This window comes from Micromonospora alfalfae (assembly GCF_022230925.1).
Taxonomy (GTDB): domain Bacteria; phylum Actinomycetota; class Actinomycetes; order Mycobacteriales; family Micromonosporaceae; genus Micromonospora; species Micromonospora alfalfae.
The window spans coordinates 206,615-222,142 of the sequence record NZ_JAKKFH010000004.1; the positions used below are offsets into that span (position 1 = coordinate 206,615).

The 15,528-nt window shown below is 72.5% G+C and carries 16 protein-coding genes; 8 read left to right on the plus strand and 8 right to left on the minus strand.

Annotated features, from left to right (window positions below; genetic code table 11):
- Positions 1–52 precede the first annotated feature (52 nt).
- The 8 genes from MED01_RS03165 (at position 53) to MED01_RS03200 (ending at position 9,339) form a co-directional block, all read left to right on the plus strand.
- Positions 53–1,231 carry a hypothetical protein gene (locus MED01_RS03165; RefSeq protein WP_238667025.1) on the plus strand — a complete coding sequence of 393 codons (1,179 nt, stop codon included), beginning with the start codon at positions 53–55 and terminating at the stop codon, positions 1,229–1,231.
- Positions 1,218–3,836, plus strand: a complete 2,619-nt coding sequence (locus tag MED01_RS03170; protein ID WP_238667026.1) for a sensor histidine kinase — start codon at positions 1,218–1,220, stop codon at positions 3,834–3,836. Before MED01_RS03165 ends, MED01_RS03170 begins: the two co-directional genes overlap by 14 nt.
- Positions 3,833–4,306, plus strand: coding sequence for a roadblock/LC7 domain-containing protein (locus tag MED01_RS03175; RefSeq protein ID WP_238667027.1), 474 nt, complete (start codon positions 3,833–3,835; stop codon positions 4,304–4,306). Before MED01_RS03170 ends, MED01_RS03175 begins: the two co-directional genes overlap by 4 nt.
- Positions 4,303–4,791: a DUF742 domain-containing protein gene (locus MED01_RS03180; protein ID WP_238667028.1), complete on the plus strand. Its 489-nt coding sequence runs from the start codon at positions 4,303–4,305 to the stop codon at positions 4,789–4,791. The genes MED01_RS03175 and MED01_RS03180 overlap by 4 nt, the downstream gene beginning before the upstream one ends.
- The gene (locus MED01_RS03185; protein WP_238667029.1) at positions 4,769–5,524 is read left to right on the plus strand and encodes a GTP-binding protein; all 756 of its coding nucleotides are present in this window, start codon (positions 4,769–4,771) and stop codon (positions 5,522–5,524) included. The genes MED01_RS03180 and MED01_RS03185 overlap by 23 nt, the downstream gene beginning before the upstream one ends.
- A 38-nt stretch (positions 5,525–5,562) precedes the next feature.
- Positions 5,563–6,063, plus strand: a complete 501-nt coding sequence (locus MED01_RS03190) for a hypothetical protein (protein ID WP_238667030.1) — start codon at positions 5,563–5,565, stop codon at positions 6,061–6,063.
- Positions 6,064–6,099: 36 nt separating this feature from the next.
- The gene (locus MED01_RS03195; RefSeq protein WP_238667031.1) at positions 6,100–8,313 is read left to right on the plus strand and encodes an AAA family ATPase; all 2,214 of its coding nucleotides are present in this window, start codon (positions 6,100–6,102) and stop codon (positions 8,311–8,313) included.
- A 93-nt stretch (positions 8,314–8,406) separates the two neighbouring features.
- Positions 8,407–9,339 carry an SMP-30/gluconolactonase/LRE family protein gene (locus MED01_RS03200; RefSeq protein ID WP_238667032.1) on the plus strand — a complete coding sequence of 311 codons (933 nt, stop codon included), beginning with the start codon at positions 8,407–8,409 and terminating at the stop codon, positions 9,337–9,339.
- A 52-nt stretch (positions 9,340–9,391) separates the two neighbouring features.
- On the opposite strand, the gene MED01_RS03205 is transcribed toward MED01_RS03200, so the two are convergent.
- The 8 genes from MED01_RS03205 to MED01_RS03240 form a co-directional block, all read right to left on the minus strand.
- Positions 9,392–9,901, minus strand: coding sequence for a GNAT family N-acetyltransferase (locus tag MED01_RS03205; protein ID WP_238667033.1), 510 nt, complete (start codon positions 9,899–9,901; stop codon positions 9,392–9,394).
- 148 nt (positions 9,902–10,049) lie between these two features.
- Positions 10,050–10,937: a hypothetical protein gene (locus tag MED01_RS03210; RefSeq protein WP_238667034.1), complete on the minus strand. Its 888-nt coding sequence runs from the start codon at positions 10,935–10,937 to the stop codon at positions 10,050–10,052.
- Positions 10,906–11,505, minus strand: coding sequence for a DUF3618 domain-containing protein (locus MED01_RS03215; protein WP_238667035.1), 600 nt, complete (start codon positions 11,503–11,505; stop codon positions 10,906–10,908). Before MED01_RS03215 ends, MED01_RS03210 begins: the two co-directional genes overlap by 32 nt.
- A gap of 22 nt (positions 11,506–11,527) precedes the next feature.
- Positions 11,528–11,923 (minus strand): phage holin family protein, encoded by a 396-nt coding sequence (locus MED01_RS03220; protein ID WP_238667036.1) that lies wholly within the window; start codon positions 11,921–11,923, stop codon positions 11,528–11,530.
- On the minus strand, positions 11,920–12,558 hold the full coding sequence (locus MED01_RS03225; RefSeq protein WP_238667037.1) for a hypothetical protein: 639 nt from the start codon (positions 12,556–12,558) through the stop codon (positions 11,920–11,922). Before MED01_RS03225 ends, MED01_RS03220 begins: the two co-directional genes overlap by 4 nt.
- A gap of 222 nt (positions 12,559–12,780) precedes the next feature.
- Complete coding sequence (locus MED01_RS03230) at positions 12,781–13,185, minus strand: DUF3263 domain-containing protein (protein ID WP_238667038.1); 405 nt, start codon at positions 13,183–13,185, stop codon at positions 12,781–12,783.
- A gap of 241 nt (positions 13,186–13,426) precedes the next feature.
- Complete coding sequence (locus tag MED01_RS03235) at positions 13,427–14,443, minus strand: ABC transporter permease subunit (protein ID WP_238667039.1); 1,017 nt, start codon at positions 14,441–14,443, stop codon at positions 13,427–13,429.
- Positions 14,440–15,450, minus strand: coding sequence for an ABC transporter ATP-binding protein (locus tag MED01_RS03240; RefSeq protein ID WP_274525180.1), 1,011 nt, complete (start codon positions 15,448–15,450; stop codon positions 14,440–14,442). Before MED01_RS03240 ends, MED01_RS03235 begins: the two co-directional genes overlap by 4 nt.
- Positions 15,451–15,528 lie beyond the last annotated feature (78 nt).

Here is a 15,528-nt window from a genome sequence, read left to right on the forward strand (position 1 = left end):
TCGGCCAGCCCGACGCCGCGCCGATCAGCGCCCCACGCCGGAGGAGACACACATGACAACCCCCGCGCCGCGGGCCCGTCGACGGCCGTCCACGCTGGGCCGGCTGCTGCCCCTGCTGCTCATCGGAGCACTGCTGGCACCCTTGGGCCTGCTCGTCACGTCGAACTGGCGGCAGGTCACCGACGACCGGGACCTCGCCGCCCGGGAACGGCTCGGCGTGCAGTACCTCACCGCGCTGGCGGCGGTCACCGACGCCCTCGTGGAGGCCCAGTCCAACGCGGTCAACGGTCGCCCTGTCGCCCGGGACGCGTTGAACGGGGCGGTCGAGAAGGTCGCCGCTGTGGACGCCCGCATCGGCGGGGAGCTGCTCAGCCAGGAACGTTGGGCCGGCGTACGCGCCAAGCTGGAGGCGCTGCGCGGCCGCAGCGCCACCGACCCCGAGGCCGCCTACACCGCATACGGCGAGGTCTCCGACCTGCTGCTGGCCCTGCACCGGAAGGTCCGGGAGAGTTCCGGGCTGGTCCGTGACCCCGAGGCCGACTCGTTCTTCCTCCAGGACAGCGCCGGCCAGGAACTGCCCGAGGCCGTGGTTGGCGCCGGTCGGCTGGCCGACCTGGCCACGCTCGTCTCCCGCCGCCCGGCCGCCGAGCAGCCGCGCGGCCTGCTGGAGCTGACCGGTCTGCGGGTTTCCGCCCTGGCCCCCGCCGCGGACCTCGTCGACAACCTGCGCTCGGCCGTGGACGGCTCGGAGAGCACCGACCTCGGCGCCAACGTGCTGACCCCGCTGGACACCTACCAGCGTTCGGTGGAGGCGCTCGCCGGGTACTCCCTGCCGGACAAGGAGACCGGCGTGGTCGACCCGGGCCAGTTGAGTGCCGCCGCGGTCAGCTCGCAGCGCTCCGCCCGCCAACTTCAGCCGGTCATCCTCACCGAACTGGACTCCCTGCTCGCCGAGCGCATCGATCGGCTCGACGGGGACCGCTGGCTGACCGCCGGGGCGGGTGTCATCGCCGTCCTGCTGCTGAGCTGGCTCGCCGCGCTGCTGGTCGCCGCTGGTCGCCGGGCACAACGGCGGGCCGCCCTGGCCGCGACCCACGCGGAGAGTCCCGACACCCCGCCGCTGCGCGACCCGTGGCAACCGCCGGCCGACGAGCCGCGTGCGCTGCAACCGGTCGGCGCGGCCCAGGACCCGGAGATCGCACAGTGGGGGGCATTCGATGCTGCTCGGTAGGCTCCGGATCCGCGGCAAGCTCGCGCTGCTCGTGGTGATTCCGCTGCTCAGCATGGTCGGCCTGGCCGTGCCGGTGATGCTCGACCGGGTCGCCGCGGCACAGCGGGCCGGCGACACCGCCGAACGGGTCCGGCTCGCCAGCCGGGTCGGCAGCCTCGTTCAGGACCTCCAGCAGGAACGCATCCTCTCCGTCGGTTTCCTGCTCGGCCGGGTCGAACGCAGTGAGCTGGTCCGTAAGTCCGCGGACGTGGACGATCGGGTGGCCGACCTGCGGGCGGCGCGGAGTGACGCGCTGACCGAGCAGGTCGACGACGCCCTCGACGGCGTGTCCAGCCTCGTCGAGCTGCGCACGGCCGTCCTGGCCCGGGCCGCCAACCCGGGTCAGGTCATGGACGCGTTCGGCCCGGTCAACAAGGGGATCATCGAGTCGCTGCGGCTGGTGGTCGGGGTGGACACCGACACGTTGCCGGGCCGTCAGGTGCTCGCCCTCGACGGGCTGCTCCGCTCCGACGAGGGCCTGGGCACCTGCGCCACCCTGAGCCTGCTGGTAAAGGCGATCGGCACCCCGGACACCACCGCCGGGTACGTGGCGTGCATCGCCGCGCTCATGGTCGACAACTCGCGCTTCCGTAGCCTGATCACGCCCGAGCAGCTCAAGGTGGCCCAGCTCAACGACGCCGCCGTGGCCGCGCGTACCAGCCCCGACTTCCTGGTCAGGAGCGCCCGGGATCCGGCCGCCGCGGTCCGCAACGTGCCGATGGAGGCGCTCTTCCCAGCCGTCCGCACGATGATCCGGCTCGGTCAGTTCGTCGAGAAGAAGCTTGTCGCCGACGTGCTCGCCGAGGTGACCGCCGAGCAGCGGCGCGCGCTGACCGCCGCGTACCTGGTCGGTGCCGCTGCGGCGTTGATCCTGACGCTGGTGGTGCTGCTCAGCGTGGCGGTGGCACGGACGGTGGCCCGACCGCTGACCCGACTCACCCGCTCGGCCGACCGGGTCGCCCGGGTCGCCGAGGCGGAGCTGGTCCGGGTCACCGACGACGAGGCGGAGAGACCTCAAGCGGTCCGGTTGGAGCCGGTGGACATCCGCGCCAACGACGAGATCGGCGACCTGGCGCGGGCCTTCGACCGGGTGCAGAACACCGCTGCGCAACTGGTCGAGCGGCAGGTCGCCGGCCGACGCAACGTGGCGCAGATGTTCGGCCACGTCGGACGGCGTACGCAGAACCTGGTGGGTCGGCAGATCGCGCTCATCGACCGGCTGGAGCAGCAGGAGGCCGACCCGGGCCGCCTGGAGCACCTGTACCGGCTCGACCACATCTCCAGCCGGTTGCGGCGCAACGCCGGCAGCCTCGTGGTGCTCTCCGGCTCGGCCGGCGCGGACGCGCACACGGCGCCGGTGCCGCTGGCCGACGTGGTCCGGTTGGCGCTCGGCGAGATCGAGGACTACACCCGGGTGGAGGTGCAGGTTCCGGTCGGCGTCTCGGCCGCCCCGGCGGTGGTCGGTGACCTCGTCCTGGCGCTGGCCGAGCTGATGGAGAACGCCACAGTCTTCTCCCCGCCGCACACCCGGGTGCTGGTGGCCGCCGAGACGTCCGGCCTCGGGGCACGTCTCACAGTGGTGGACCACGGCATCGGCATGAGCGAGCAACGCCTGGCTGCGGAGAACGCCCGGCTCACCCGCCGGGAACGGCTCGACCTGGCCCCGACCGAGGTGCTCGGTCTCTTCGTGGTGGGCCGGTTGGCCCGTCGACACGGCTGGCAGGTCGCCCTGGCCGCCACCGGCGGCGGAGGGGTCACCGCGCAGCTGGAGATCCCGTCGACGTCGCTGGTGCTGCGCCGCGCCGACCGCGCCGGGGCCACGGTGGCCCGCGCCGCGGTGCCGGATCGGGACCGGCGTACGACGGCGACGCCCAGCCCCGAGCTCGAAGCGCGGCCCAGCGCGGTGGCCGTCGCCGCGCCGGCCCGCTTCGACTCGGACCTGCTGAGCCGGGCCACCCTCAGCCTGGACGCCGGCCCGTCCTGGAACGCGTTCGGTCGGGGCCAGCCGGAGCAGGCCGCTCCCGAACCCCAGAGCCCGGATCCGGTGGGCAAGCCGGGCGGGCCACGGGTGCGGCAGCGGGTGCCCGGGGCGACGCTGCACGCCGCCGCCCCGACAACCCGGCCGGTGGACGCCACCGGCGCGGACCCCGCTGCCGCCCGCGCGCTGGTCGAGGCCTTCCAAGCCGGTGTACGCCGCGCCGAGCTGCACGTGGCACCGGGCCTCGACGGCGCGTCGACACGGACGGCCAGCGACCCGTCGGCCGGCGCCGGGGCGGCCGTGGTGGACTTGGGCACGACCGTCGACCTGCCCAGCACCCCGGGAGGCGCCGGCCCCACGGTGCCGCGTGGTGGTGGCTCGACCGATGCCGCACCGGAGCGGCCCACGTTGAGCCGACGGGTGCCGGGAGCGAACCTCACCGCCATCCCGGCCTGCCAACCGCCCAGCACCGACCTCGGTGACCCGGCCGAGGTACGCGACCTCATCAGCGAGTTCGAGGCGGGCGTCGCCCGCGCTCTCCGCGAAGTCAGCCCCGACCACCGGAACGAAGAAGGATCATCACGGTGACCAGCCCCTTCCTGCACGACAATGTCGACCAGAGTCAGCCCGGCGCCAATGGGGACCTCAGCCCGGAGGCCCGTACGTTCAACTGGCTGCTGGACTCCTTCACGTCCAGCACCGCCGGGGTCCTGGAGGCGATCGCGGTCTCCTCGGACGGTCTGCTGATGGCCATGTCGGCGATCAAGGACCGATCCAACGCGGAGCGGTTGGCCGCCGTCGTGTCCGGGATGACCAGCCTCGCCGGTGGGGCCGCCAGTTGGTACGCCCTCGGCGGCCTGAACCGGGTGATCGTCGACATGGCCGACGGTTACCTGCTGATCAGCGCGATCAGCAGCGGTTCCGTGCTCGGGGTGGTCGCCGACCGTTCGGCGAACCTGGGCACCGTCGCGTACGAGATGACGCTCTTCGCCGGGCGGGCCGGTGGCGCCCTGACCCCGCGACTGATCGTCGAGTTGAAGAACGCCGTTCAGCAGTGACCCCCGACGTCGCCGGCGAGGATCCGGACCCGGATCCGAGGGTTCGGATCCGGCCGTACCTGCGCACGTCACCCCCGTCCGGGGTGGGCCCGGCGGCGACACCGGCGCTGCCCGATCCGGAGCCGGACGGGGACCAGCCGGCCGGTCCCCGTCCGTTCGTGCTCACCTCCGGGCGGGTTGCGGGTGCCGACCCGGCGATCGGGCTGGAGACCCAGGTGACAGCCCGCATGGACAGCGGCTGGTGGGCCGGCCCACCCGGCGCCCTGCTGGCACCGGAACTTCAGACGATCATCGCGCTCTGCGTCGAGCCGATCTCGGTGGCCGAGATCTCGGCTCGCGCCCGACTGCACTTCGGCGTGACGCGGGTCCTGGTCGGCGATCTACGCGCCGCCGGGCACCTGGACGTGCACGTGACCGACACCGACGACGCTGTCGACCCCGATCTCATCCTGCGAGTGATTGATGGACTCCGTGCGATCTCCTGAATGGCCGGTCGCCCCGCTCGGCGGGGTCGCCGCGAACAGCGCCGCCGCCCGTTACGGCATGTCCCCGGGCACCGGGCCGATAGTCGGGCGGGCCGGCCCACCGCCGACCGCGCCGCCTCCGTACCGGCCCTCGTCCGGTGCCGGCTCGATGCCTTCGTCAGGGAAGCCGACCGCACCGCCGATCCCGGTCAAGATTCTGGTGGCGGGTGGGTTCGGGGTGGGCAAGACGACCACCGTTGGTGCGATCTCCGAGATCGCGCCGCTGACCACCGAGGCCGAGATGACCACCGCCGGGATCGGCGTGGACGACCCGGGTGCCCGGTCCACCAAGACCACCACCACGGTGGCGATGGATTTCGGCTGCGTGACGATCGACCGCAGCCTGAAGCTGTACCTGTTCGGCACGCCGGGGCAGACCCGGTTCGGCTTCATGTGGGACGACCTGGCCCGGGGAGCGCTCGGTGCGCTGGTGGTGGTGGACAGCGCCCGGCTGGACGACTGCTTCCCGGCCATCGACTTCTTCGAGCGGGCCGGGCTGCCGTTCGTCGTCGGAGTCAACGCGTTCGACGGGCGACTGGCCCTGGAGCTCGGCGAGATCCGTTGGGCGCTGGCGATCGGTGATCATGTACCTCTGGTGCAGTTCGATGCCCGCGACCGGCTCTCGGTGCGGGACGCACTACTTGTCGTCCTGGACCGCGCGCTGGACCGCGCTACCCGGGACAGGAGGGCCTGAGCCGACCAGCTCCGGCCGTGGCGGGAAGAGGTGATCTGGTGAGGGGCGACCTGGACGAGACGCTGGCCCGGCTGGCCCGACGTGAGGAGGCGTCGCGCCGTCGGGCCGCCGACCGTGACGACACCACCGCACCGTCGAGCCCGCCCGGCCTCGGCGGCGACACCCGCAACGCCCGGTCGGGCCGGCACGCGGGGGTGGAGACGCCGAGCGAGGTGGCCGGATGGGGCCCGGTCGAGGAGGTGGCCGAGGTGGTCCGCCAGGTCGTCGGGGCCTACCCCGGGCTGGCGGTGACCGTGCAGGTGGAGCACGCCGGGCGGACGTACCCGATGCGGGTCTCCTGGGACGGGCCTGCCGTCACGGTCGGGCCGGTTCCCCCGCCGACGCCTGTGGAACCCCCGCCGGCCTGGCCGCTCTCCGGTCGGACGGTGCCCGCCTGGGCACCCGGTCCGGACGGGTTGACGCCGGACCCGGCGGCCCGGTTGGCCGAGCTGATCCGAAGCGACCCGACGCTGTTGGACGAGCTCGATCCGCGGCGCTGACCGGCAGGGCTGGCTGCCGGCGGCTACGGTCGGGCAGTGGCGCAACCCGACCTGACCTTGACGGCGAGCCTGCGGCCGGCGGCGCTGGACGCCCGACGGGGCATCGTGCGCCTGCACCCGGAGGCGCTGACAGCGCTGGGGCTGCGCCCCGGCGACCCGGTCCGCCTTGTCGGCCGCCGGGAGACGGCCGGGATCGCGGCGGCGGCCGGGCCGGGCGCGAGCAGCGCCCTGCTGTACGCCGACGACCTGACGTTGGGCAACCTGGGTCTGCGCGACGGCGGTCAGGTGCGGGTGAGCCCGGTGCCGTTGGTGTCGGCGAGCCGGGTCGTCCTGGCCGGGCCGGTGGGGGTCGTAGCGGCGGTCAGCCCGGAGATGCTCCGGCTCGCCCTGCTGGGCAAGGTGCTCACCGCAGGCGACGACGTGTCGCTGCTGCCGCAGGACGTGCTGCCGGACGCCTCGGTCCGCAGCCTGGTCGAGGCGGCGCGACACAGCCTCGCCAACACCGTCGGTTTCGCCTGGACCAGCACGCTGCTCAGTGTTGTCGCTGTCGAACCGGCGGCCGGCGCGCTGGTCACCATGGGCACTTCGGTCGCCTGGGAGCACGGTGCGACGACCCACGGCGGGCCCGCCCCGGCCGGCGCCGTGTCGGCCCGGCCGGGTACGAGCGCCGACGCCGTTGCGGCGGAGGACGCGCCCGACGTGGACGAGCTGCCCGGGCTGCGGGCCCAGGCCGAGGAGTTGACCGAGCTGCTGGACCTCGGCTTCCACCACCGGGAGGTGCTGGGTCGACTCGGCACCACGATCTCGTTGGGGGTGTTGCTCGTCGGCCCGGCGGGGTCCGGGAAGTCGGCGCTGGTCCGGGCCGTGGCCGCCCGGGTCGGTGCCCGTGTTCACCCGCTCTGGGCGCCCGAGGTGGCCGCGTTGGCCAGCCAGGCCGCCGCCGAGCGGTTACGCGTCGCGGCAGCGGCGGCCCGGGCCGAAGGGCCTGCCGTACTGCTGTTCACCGACGTCGAGGCGCTCGCACCCGCTGACGATCCCGGTCCGGTGGCGACGGTGTTCCGTCAGGTGCTCGCGGAGAGCATCCGCGCTGGAGTCGCAGTGGTCTGCACCACCGGCCGACCGGAGGCGGTAGACCCCGTACTGCGCGCGCCCGACCTGCTGTCGCTGCGGATCAGCGTCCCACTCCCGGATCAGGCGCTGCGCCGCGAACAGCTCACCGTGCTGACCCGGCAGGTGCCGCTGGCCGACGACGTCCGGCTGGACGAGGTGGCCGCGCGTACCCCCGGGTTCGTCGCGGCGGACCTGGCAGCACTGGTCCGGGAGGCCGGGGTACGCGCGGCGTTGCGGCAGAAGTCCGCCGAGACGCCGACGGTGTCGATGGCCGACTTCACCGCCGCCCGGGAGGTCGTCCGGCCCACCACGATGGCGGCGTCGACACTGGATCTGGCCTCGGTGACCCTGGACGACGTGGGTGGCCTGGACGAGGTCAAACAGACGCTCACCGAGTCGGTGCTGTGGCCGCTGACCTACCCGGACACCTTCGCCCGGCTCGGCGTGCAGCCGCCGCGCGGCGTGCTGCTCTACGGGCCGCCGGGCTGCGGCAAGACCTACCTCGTCACCGCGCTGGCCGGGTCGGGGCGGGCCAACGTGCTGTCGGTGAAGGGCGCGGAGCTGCTCTCCAAGTGGGTCGGTGAGAGCGAACGCGCGGTCCGCGAGTTGTTCCGTCGGGCCCGGGAGGCGGCCCCCACCCTGATCTTCCTGGACGAGGTGGACGCGCTCGCGCCGGTCCGCGGCCAGGCCACCGACGGTGGCACCACGGATCGGGTGGTCGCCGCCCTGCTCACCGAGCTGGACGGTGTGGAGACGCTGCGCAACGTGGTGGTGGTCGGCGCGACGAACCGGCCGGACCTGATCGACCCCGCGCTGCTGCGGCCGGGCCGGTTGGAGCGGCTTGTCTACGTGCCACCGCCGGACGGGCCGGCCCGCGCGGAGATCCTGCGGGCCTCGTCCCGACAGGTGCCGTTGGCGCCTGACGTCGATCTGTCCGCCCTCGGCGACGAGCTGACCGGCTTCTCCGCCGCGGACTGCGCCGCGCTGGTCCGCGAGGCGGCGCTGGCCGCCATGCGGGAGTCGCTCGCCGCCGCCACTGTCACCGCCGAGCACGTGTCGGCCGCACGGGCCCGGGTACGACCGTCGCTGGACCCGGCCCAGGTCGCCTGGCTGTCCGCGTACGCCGCCAACCGGGAGTGATCACACCAGCACAACCTTTCGTCGCGGCCAGGGCGTTCCTAGTACGTCACATTCCTCAGTGGAGTCATCCACTGCGACGTCAGGTGGTGTTCCTTGCGTAAGCGGCTCTCACTCCTCCTCGTCCCCCTGCTGGCGGCGGCGACACTGGTCTCGGTCGGCGCACCGGCGGCGGCTCATCCAGCGAAGCCCTTCCCCACCCGGATCGCGCTGCCGAACGGGTTCACCCCGGAAGGGTTGACGATCGGTCGGGGCACCACTGTGTTCGTGAGTTCCATCCTGGATGGCGCGGTGTGGCGCGGCGACTTACGCACCGGTCACGGCTCGGTGCTGATCCCCGGCACACCGGGCACCGACAAGGCGGGCATCAAGCTCGACCCGCGCGGCCGGCTCTGGACCGCCGACTTCTCCGGCGGCGGCGCGAGCGTGTACGACGCCGACACCGGTGCCAAGCTTGCCCACTACCAGTTCACCGATGTGCCGGGCAGCTACGTCAACGACCTGGTGATCACCCAACGGGCGGTCTACTTCACGGATTCCGCACGCCAGGTGCTCTACGTGGTGCCCCTCGGCCCAGGTGGCCGACTTCCGGCCCCCACCGCCGTCCGGGTGCTGCAACTCAGCGGTCCGGCCGCCACCCCGGACGTCTACCACAACGGGATCGTGGCGCTGCCGGACGGCGATCTGCTGGTCGCGCAGATGCTGTCCGGCCAGTTGGTGCGCGTCGACCCGCGTACCGGCGGGAGCCGACTCGTCGACCTCGGTGGCTACTCGGTGGAGCGCGCCGACGGGCTGGTGCTGCGCGGTCACACCCTCTACGTGATCCGGAACCTGACCAACGTCGTCGCAGTGGTCCGGATGAACGCCGGCTACACAGCCGGCGTGGTGCAGCGGGAGATCACCGGCCCGCAGCTGCGTTCGCCGGCCACCGGCGACCTGCTCGGCTCCGCGTTGTACGTGGTGAACGGCCGGTTCGACGTGGAGTCCACGCCGAGCACCGACTACGACATCGTTCGGCTGCCGGCCTGACCCAGGCGGTCGGCGGCGATCCCTGTCGTCGCCGCCGGCCCCGCCGGCCAGCTCAGAAGGCGGGCGGCGTCGAATCGAGGCAGATCTCGGCGCGTACCTTGCCGTCGTCCTCGCGCAGTTTCGCGCCACACTTCTGTAGGACGGCCACAGCGCCGATGTTGTCCGGGGTCGTCTCGGCCACCACTGCCCGCATGCCCGCCCGAGCGGCGGCGTTCAGCAGTTCCCGTAGGGCGGCCGCCCCGATTCCCTGCCCGCGCGCCGACCGGCCGAGCCACATCCCGGTCTCCACAGTTCGCGGCTCGTCACAGCGCGTCATCCGGACCATGCCCATCACCTCGCCGCCGACGAGGATGGCGTACATCTGCGAACCGGTCGGGCCGTCCAGCCCGCCGAAGCTCGCCCGGTGGAATTCGCGGAACGCCTCGCGACGGGCGAGCGACCAGCCGGCGGGCGCCTCGACCGGGGGCATCACATCACCCGGCTCCGCCTCCGCAGCCGCTACGGAGAGCAACGGCTCCAGGTTCCGTTCGTCCACCGGCTCCAGCCGGACCGCACCCGCCACGTGCCGCAGTCTGCCGCCCTCATCGGCCGAAGTCCACCCCATTGGCCATCCACTGGCGGTCCGGACAGCGGTACCGGCCGGTCGGGCGGATTGGGTGTTCCACATCACGCTCCGTTGTCACCCGACCGGGTGTCAACGGCCCAAACGCCTACCCGAACTCGCAGAACACCACCGAGGCGTCGTCGGTCGACTTGTGTCGGCGCAGTCGGTCGGGGTGGTCGCGCTCGGCGTCCCGCACCCGGTCGATCAACGCGCCCGGACCGTCGGCGCTCAGCAGGTCGAGCAGACCAGCCCAGTCGGTGAGCGCGAACTGCTCCACCGCGCTGGACGCGCCGTCACTGAGCAGCGCCGCCCGCCGTAGCGCCCCGGGACCACGCCGGGGCGCGGTCCCGGTGACCGCGTGGAAGGCCGCGTCCGGGTCGGAGGCCGCCACCCAGTAGCCGTGGGTGCGGTTCATCCGCTCCCGCTGCACACTCACGGCATGCCGGAACCGGGTGACCGGGTCCGCCGCGCCGCCCGGCACGGCGGCCACGGTCTCCCGCAGCTCCGCCATCGCCGCGTCCAGCCGGTTGTCGGTGACCACGCTGACCTGCCCGCCGACGTCGAGGACGAGCGGGCTGTCGCAGAGCACCAGGTAGTCCACCTGGTCGCCGCAGTCCCGCAGCAGGCACACAGTGCTGGACGGGGTACCCGGGTGGTCGAGGTCGCACTGCCCGCCGTGGTCGGCGCGCACCGCGAGGATGGCCGCGGCCAGGTTGCTGGTGAGCCGGGCGGCCGGGCGCACCGCCTCGGCGACGCCGATCCGGGCCGCCAGGTGCCGGACGTACCACTCGGGCCCGTGCACGCAGCCGGTGTCGAAGCCGTCCGGCACCGTGGCGCCGTCCAGGACACCGACCAGCGGGCCGAACCGGAAGACCAGATCCTCGTTGACCGGCCGGCCCGGGGCCGGCGCGGACGCGGAGCGCACCCGCATCACCGGCGCCGGCCCCGGCACACCGGTCGGGTCAGCGCTGTCGAAGGTCGTCGACGGCCGCATGCGTTTCTCCCTGCACCTGACCGGCCGCCGAACGGCCCTGGTCGCGTACCGCGGACACGCCCTGCTGGGCGCTGGACCGGACCGACTGCGCCGCCTGCTGCGCAGGCTCCCGCAGGTTGTCCTGCATCTGGTGGCCAACCTGGCTCGCCTGCTCGCGCAGCTCACCGGAGTGCTCACTCACCATGTTCCGCGCGCGTCCGGCGAGTTGCCGCTCACGTCCGCTCGGCGGGATCAGGGAGGCGGCCAGCAGACCGACTCCGAACGCGACCAGGCCGGCGGCCATCGGGTTGCCCTGAGCCTGCTCGCGGGAGTGCTGCCCGAGTGAACGGGTTTCGTCGCGTACCGAACCGGCCGCGTACGACATCCGTTGGCCAGCCTCCTGGCCCAGGTGGTTCGAGCTGCCCATCATCTTCTCCTTCGCTCGGGTGAACGCCCCGCGGGCCTGCCCGACGCGGTCACCGGCGATCCGACGCGGATTGACCTTGTCGGTCAGCGCGTCGACGTCACTGCTCAACTCGTTGCGGGTGGTCTCGATCTCCCGCCGGATCTGATCCGGATCACTGGACATGACCTGTTCCCTCCCGACTCGTTCACCGACCCCGCAGGGCGTCCGGCAGCTCCCGGGCAGTCTGCTTCGTCCGGGGCAGTACCGCGCGTGCCCGCTTCAGCTGGGTCCGGGCGTTGATGAAGAGGCCACCGGCCACGGCGGCCCAGAGGACCGCGACGATCAGCGCCGCCCACCCCTGGTCCATCGTGTTGGACAGCCCCCACCAGAGGGCGTACGACACGAAGAGGACCGCCAGGAACCCGGCCAGCCCGGCACCGCCGAACATACCGCCGGCCTTGCCCGCCTGGCTGACCTCCTCGCGCAGCTCGGCCTTGGCCAGCTCGACCTCCTTGCGCACCAGGGTGGACATGTCCCGGGTCACATCGCCGATCAGCTCGCCGACAGAGGCCTGGGTCCGCTCCTTCTCCGGGGCGCTCACGGTGCCACCCCGCCGGGCAGGTTCCGCGCTGGTTCGCCAGCGGGCGAAACGTTCTGCGCCCGTGCCGTCCCCACGTACGGCTGCTGATCGCCGCCCGCCGGTGTGCCCTGCGCCGATGACGGAGCACCGGACGCGCTGGCACCCTGACCGTTACCCGAGGCCGGAGCGGTCAGGCCACGGGTGAGCCGTCCGACCAGCAGCCCGGCTACCGCCGCTCCCGCGAGGAACGTCGTCGGATGGTGCCGCGCGTACCTGCGAACCTCGTCGAGCACCTCGCCGGGTTCGCGCTCGTCGAGCCAACCGGCGGCCTGCTGGGCGGCGTCGGCCGCCTTGCGCACCACTTGACCGGCCAGCCCGGAATCGCCGTCCCGTTCGGCCATCGAACTGAGGTTCTGGCCCAAATCACGCAGGCCCGTGGCGGCCCGCCGCTGCTGTGTCTGCGCCTGATCTCGAAGCTGTCCAGTGGCCTCACCTGTCAACTGCTGGGCCTGCCGCCGCGCCTCTGCGGCCACCTGCCCGCCCTGCTCAGCTGCGGTGTGGGCAACCTGACCCCCGGCCTGCGTGGCCTGCTGGCCGACGCGCGAGGCCTCCTGGCGGGCCTGCTGTCCTCTGCCGCTCTGGTTCGTTGCCGTCATAACCCGCTCCCTTCCTGGGCCCGAGGTCGCAAGCGACCTCGGGGCGCCTCCCGCCTACCCGCCTGCCCGCCTGGCAAGCCTGCATGCGGCTGCGCCGCCTGACCCGGCGATCTTGCACTTCGTGCCCCGACACAGGTGCTCAAAAGCCGCGAAACGACGACAGGAAGTGCAAGATCGCGGGGGCGAGGGCTCGGCGGGGCGCGGGGTGAGGGTGAGGGGTGTTCAGCGGCGGCGGTTGCGGGCGCGCGACGAGCGCAACCGGCGGAGTCTGCTGATCAGCACGGGGTCGGCGGCGAGGGCGGCCGGATTGTCCAGCAGGCCGTTGAGCAGTTGGTAGTACCGGGTCGAGGAGATCCCGAAGGTGTCCCGGACGGCCTGCTCCTTGGCACCGGCGTGCCGCCACCACTGCTGCTCGAAGGCGAGGATGGCCCGCTCCCGTTCGGTCAGCCCGGCTGCCGGGCCGCTGGGCTCAACGCCCGCTCCATCGTCCGGTTCGGGATCACCTGTGGTCTCGATTGGCGGCACCGGCCGCGGAGTCGGGACCGCCGGCCCGACAGTGCCCTCGACATCACCTCGACGAGCGTCAGTGGACGGCTCGGGCGTGGCCGGGGCGGCGTCGGCGGACATGGCACTCAGCCTAGCCAGGGACGACCTGGGTCGCACCAGCCGGCGCGGCTGGCAGCGCGAAGGTCGCGGAAGGGTAGCCACAGGCCACCTTTGCTCTGCTTCAACCCAGGCAACGCTGCCTGGGCCGCACTGTTGCTCGGGTGGAAGCAGAGCAAAGGACCCACTTGAGGCGGATGGTTGCGCCCACGCACGCACGAAGGCCCCCGGCCTGAGCCAGGGGCCTTCGCGTCGAGCATTGGGGTCAGGAGATGTCGCGGCGACGCATCGCCCAGAGCGCCGCCCCGAGGACCACCACCACCCCGACCGAGAGCAGGATCGAGGACTGCTGCCAGGTGATGTCCATCGTGGCCGGCTTGCACTCCCCGTAGTAGGTCGCGTTGCAGGAGTTCCAGTCCTGCAAGGTGACCGTCTTCGTCATCCAGGCCAGCGCGTAGGTCGGCAACAGCCAGGCCTCGGCGAACCGCACGCTCGCCATGGACAACAGGATGCCCAGGCCGAACTGGCCGACCACCATCACCGCCACCACGCCACCGAGGGCCATCGCGGTGTGCCGACCCAGCGAGGCGAGGGCGAAGCCGATGGTGGTGAGCACCAACACCAGCACCACCCCGCGTACACCGGTCAGCAGGAACGACTGCCAGACTCCCGAGGTCATCTTCTCGGTGCTGCCCCGGAAGTTGGCGACCGCCCAGAACCCGGCGAACCACAGCACCGCGGCTGGAAGCGTCACCGCCAGGATGCCGGTGAGCAGCGCGGCCAGCTTGGTGAGCAGCACGGTGAGCCGCTTCGGCCGCCAGAGCAGCAGGTTCATCATGCCGCCGGTGCTCCACTCGGCGCCGACGAAGGACGCGCCGATGACGAACCCGACCAGGGCGAGGATCGCCGCGAACGGGATCAGGGTCTCGGCGAACGTCTCCTTGAAGTCGAACGTCGACGGCAGGAACCAACTCGCCTCGATCTGGTCCCGGGACGGGGCCGTGATCATCGAGCAGTCGTCCGGGTACCGGCCGTCGGTCGCCGTGCCGGCCGTCTTGGCCTGCTCACACGCGGCGCGCTCCTGCTCGCTCCAGCGCACCTGCTCCTGGTACTGCTGGTCGGCCTGACGCTCGGCCTGGGCGAGCTGGCCGGCGTCGATCTTCTGGTTGGTGAAGAACACCCCGACCACCACCGCGGCCAGCACCAGCAGGCCGAGCAGTGTCATGTATCGGGTGAAACGCCGCTTGCTGAGCCGGCGCAGCTCGGTACGAAAGAGGCTCACGCGCCCCACCCTCCTCCGGCGGGGCCGGGCTGACCCGTCCCACCGACCTTCATGGACTCGTCGACCTGCCGGTGCTGCCCGGGTACCGGCGCGGTGGCGGTCAGTTCGAGGAAGACGCTCTCCAGGTCGACGGCGATCGGCGCCAACTCACTGACGTAGAGGTTCTTCTCGGCGAGCAGCCGGGTCACCGACGCCGGCTTGTCGACGCCGGCCAGCATCAGGTGGTCCGGGTGACCGGTGACCCGGATCCCGGCCTGGGTGAGCGTCTCGGTGGCCAGCGGCAGGTCGCTGACCGCCTCCAGCCGGATCCGGACCGCGCCGGACGAGTGCTGCGCGAGCACCTCGTCGACCGGGCCGAACGCGACCCGGCGGCCGAGCGAGATGATGGTGACCGAGTCGCAGATCAGCTGGATCTCACCGAGGATGTGGCTCGACAGCACCACTGTCATTCCGGATTCGGCGAGGGTGCGCATCAGCGTGCGCATCTCCCGGATGCCGCCAGGGTCGAGGCCGTTGGCCGGCTCGTCGAGGATGAGCAGCTTCGGGTTCTTCAGCAGGGCCGAGGCCACGGCGAGCCGCTGCTTCATGCCCAACGAGTACGTCTTGACCCGCTCGCCGGACCGGTCGCGTAGCCCGACCAGTTCCAGCACCTCGTCGACCCGGACGGCCGGCACCTCGCCCGCCCCCGCGAGCAGGGACAGCGTGTCCCGGGCCGTGAAGTGCGGAAAGAACTGCGGGCTCTCCACGATCGCGCCGACCTGACCGGCGACAGTGGGCAGCGCGTCGGGAACCTCGTGCCCGAGCAGCGCCATCCGGCCGCCGTCGGGTCGGATCAGGCCGAGCAGGGTACGCAGCGTGGTGGTCTTGCCGGACCCGTTGGGGCCAAGGAAGCCGTGCACCTGCCCCGCGTCGACCCGCATGTCGAAGCCGTCGAGCGCGTTGCGGGTGCCGCGTCGACGACTCTTGTACGTCTTACGTAGACCTTCGATCTCCAGGACAGCTGGCAAGCTGCACCTCCCCCGATGGGTGGGCGTGACAGCCGACACCATACGCGGTATGCAGCGGCGCGCAATACGCGGTATGCA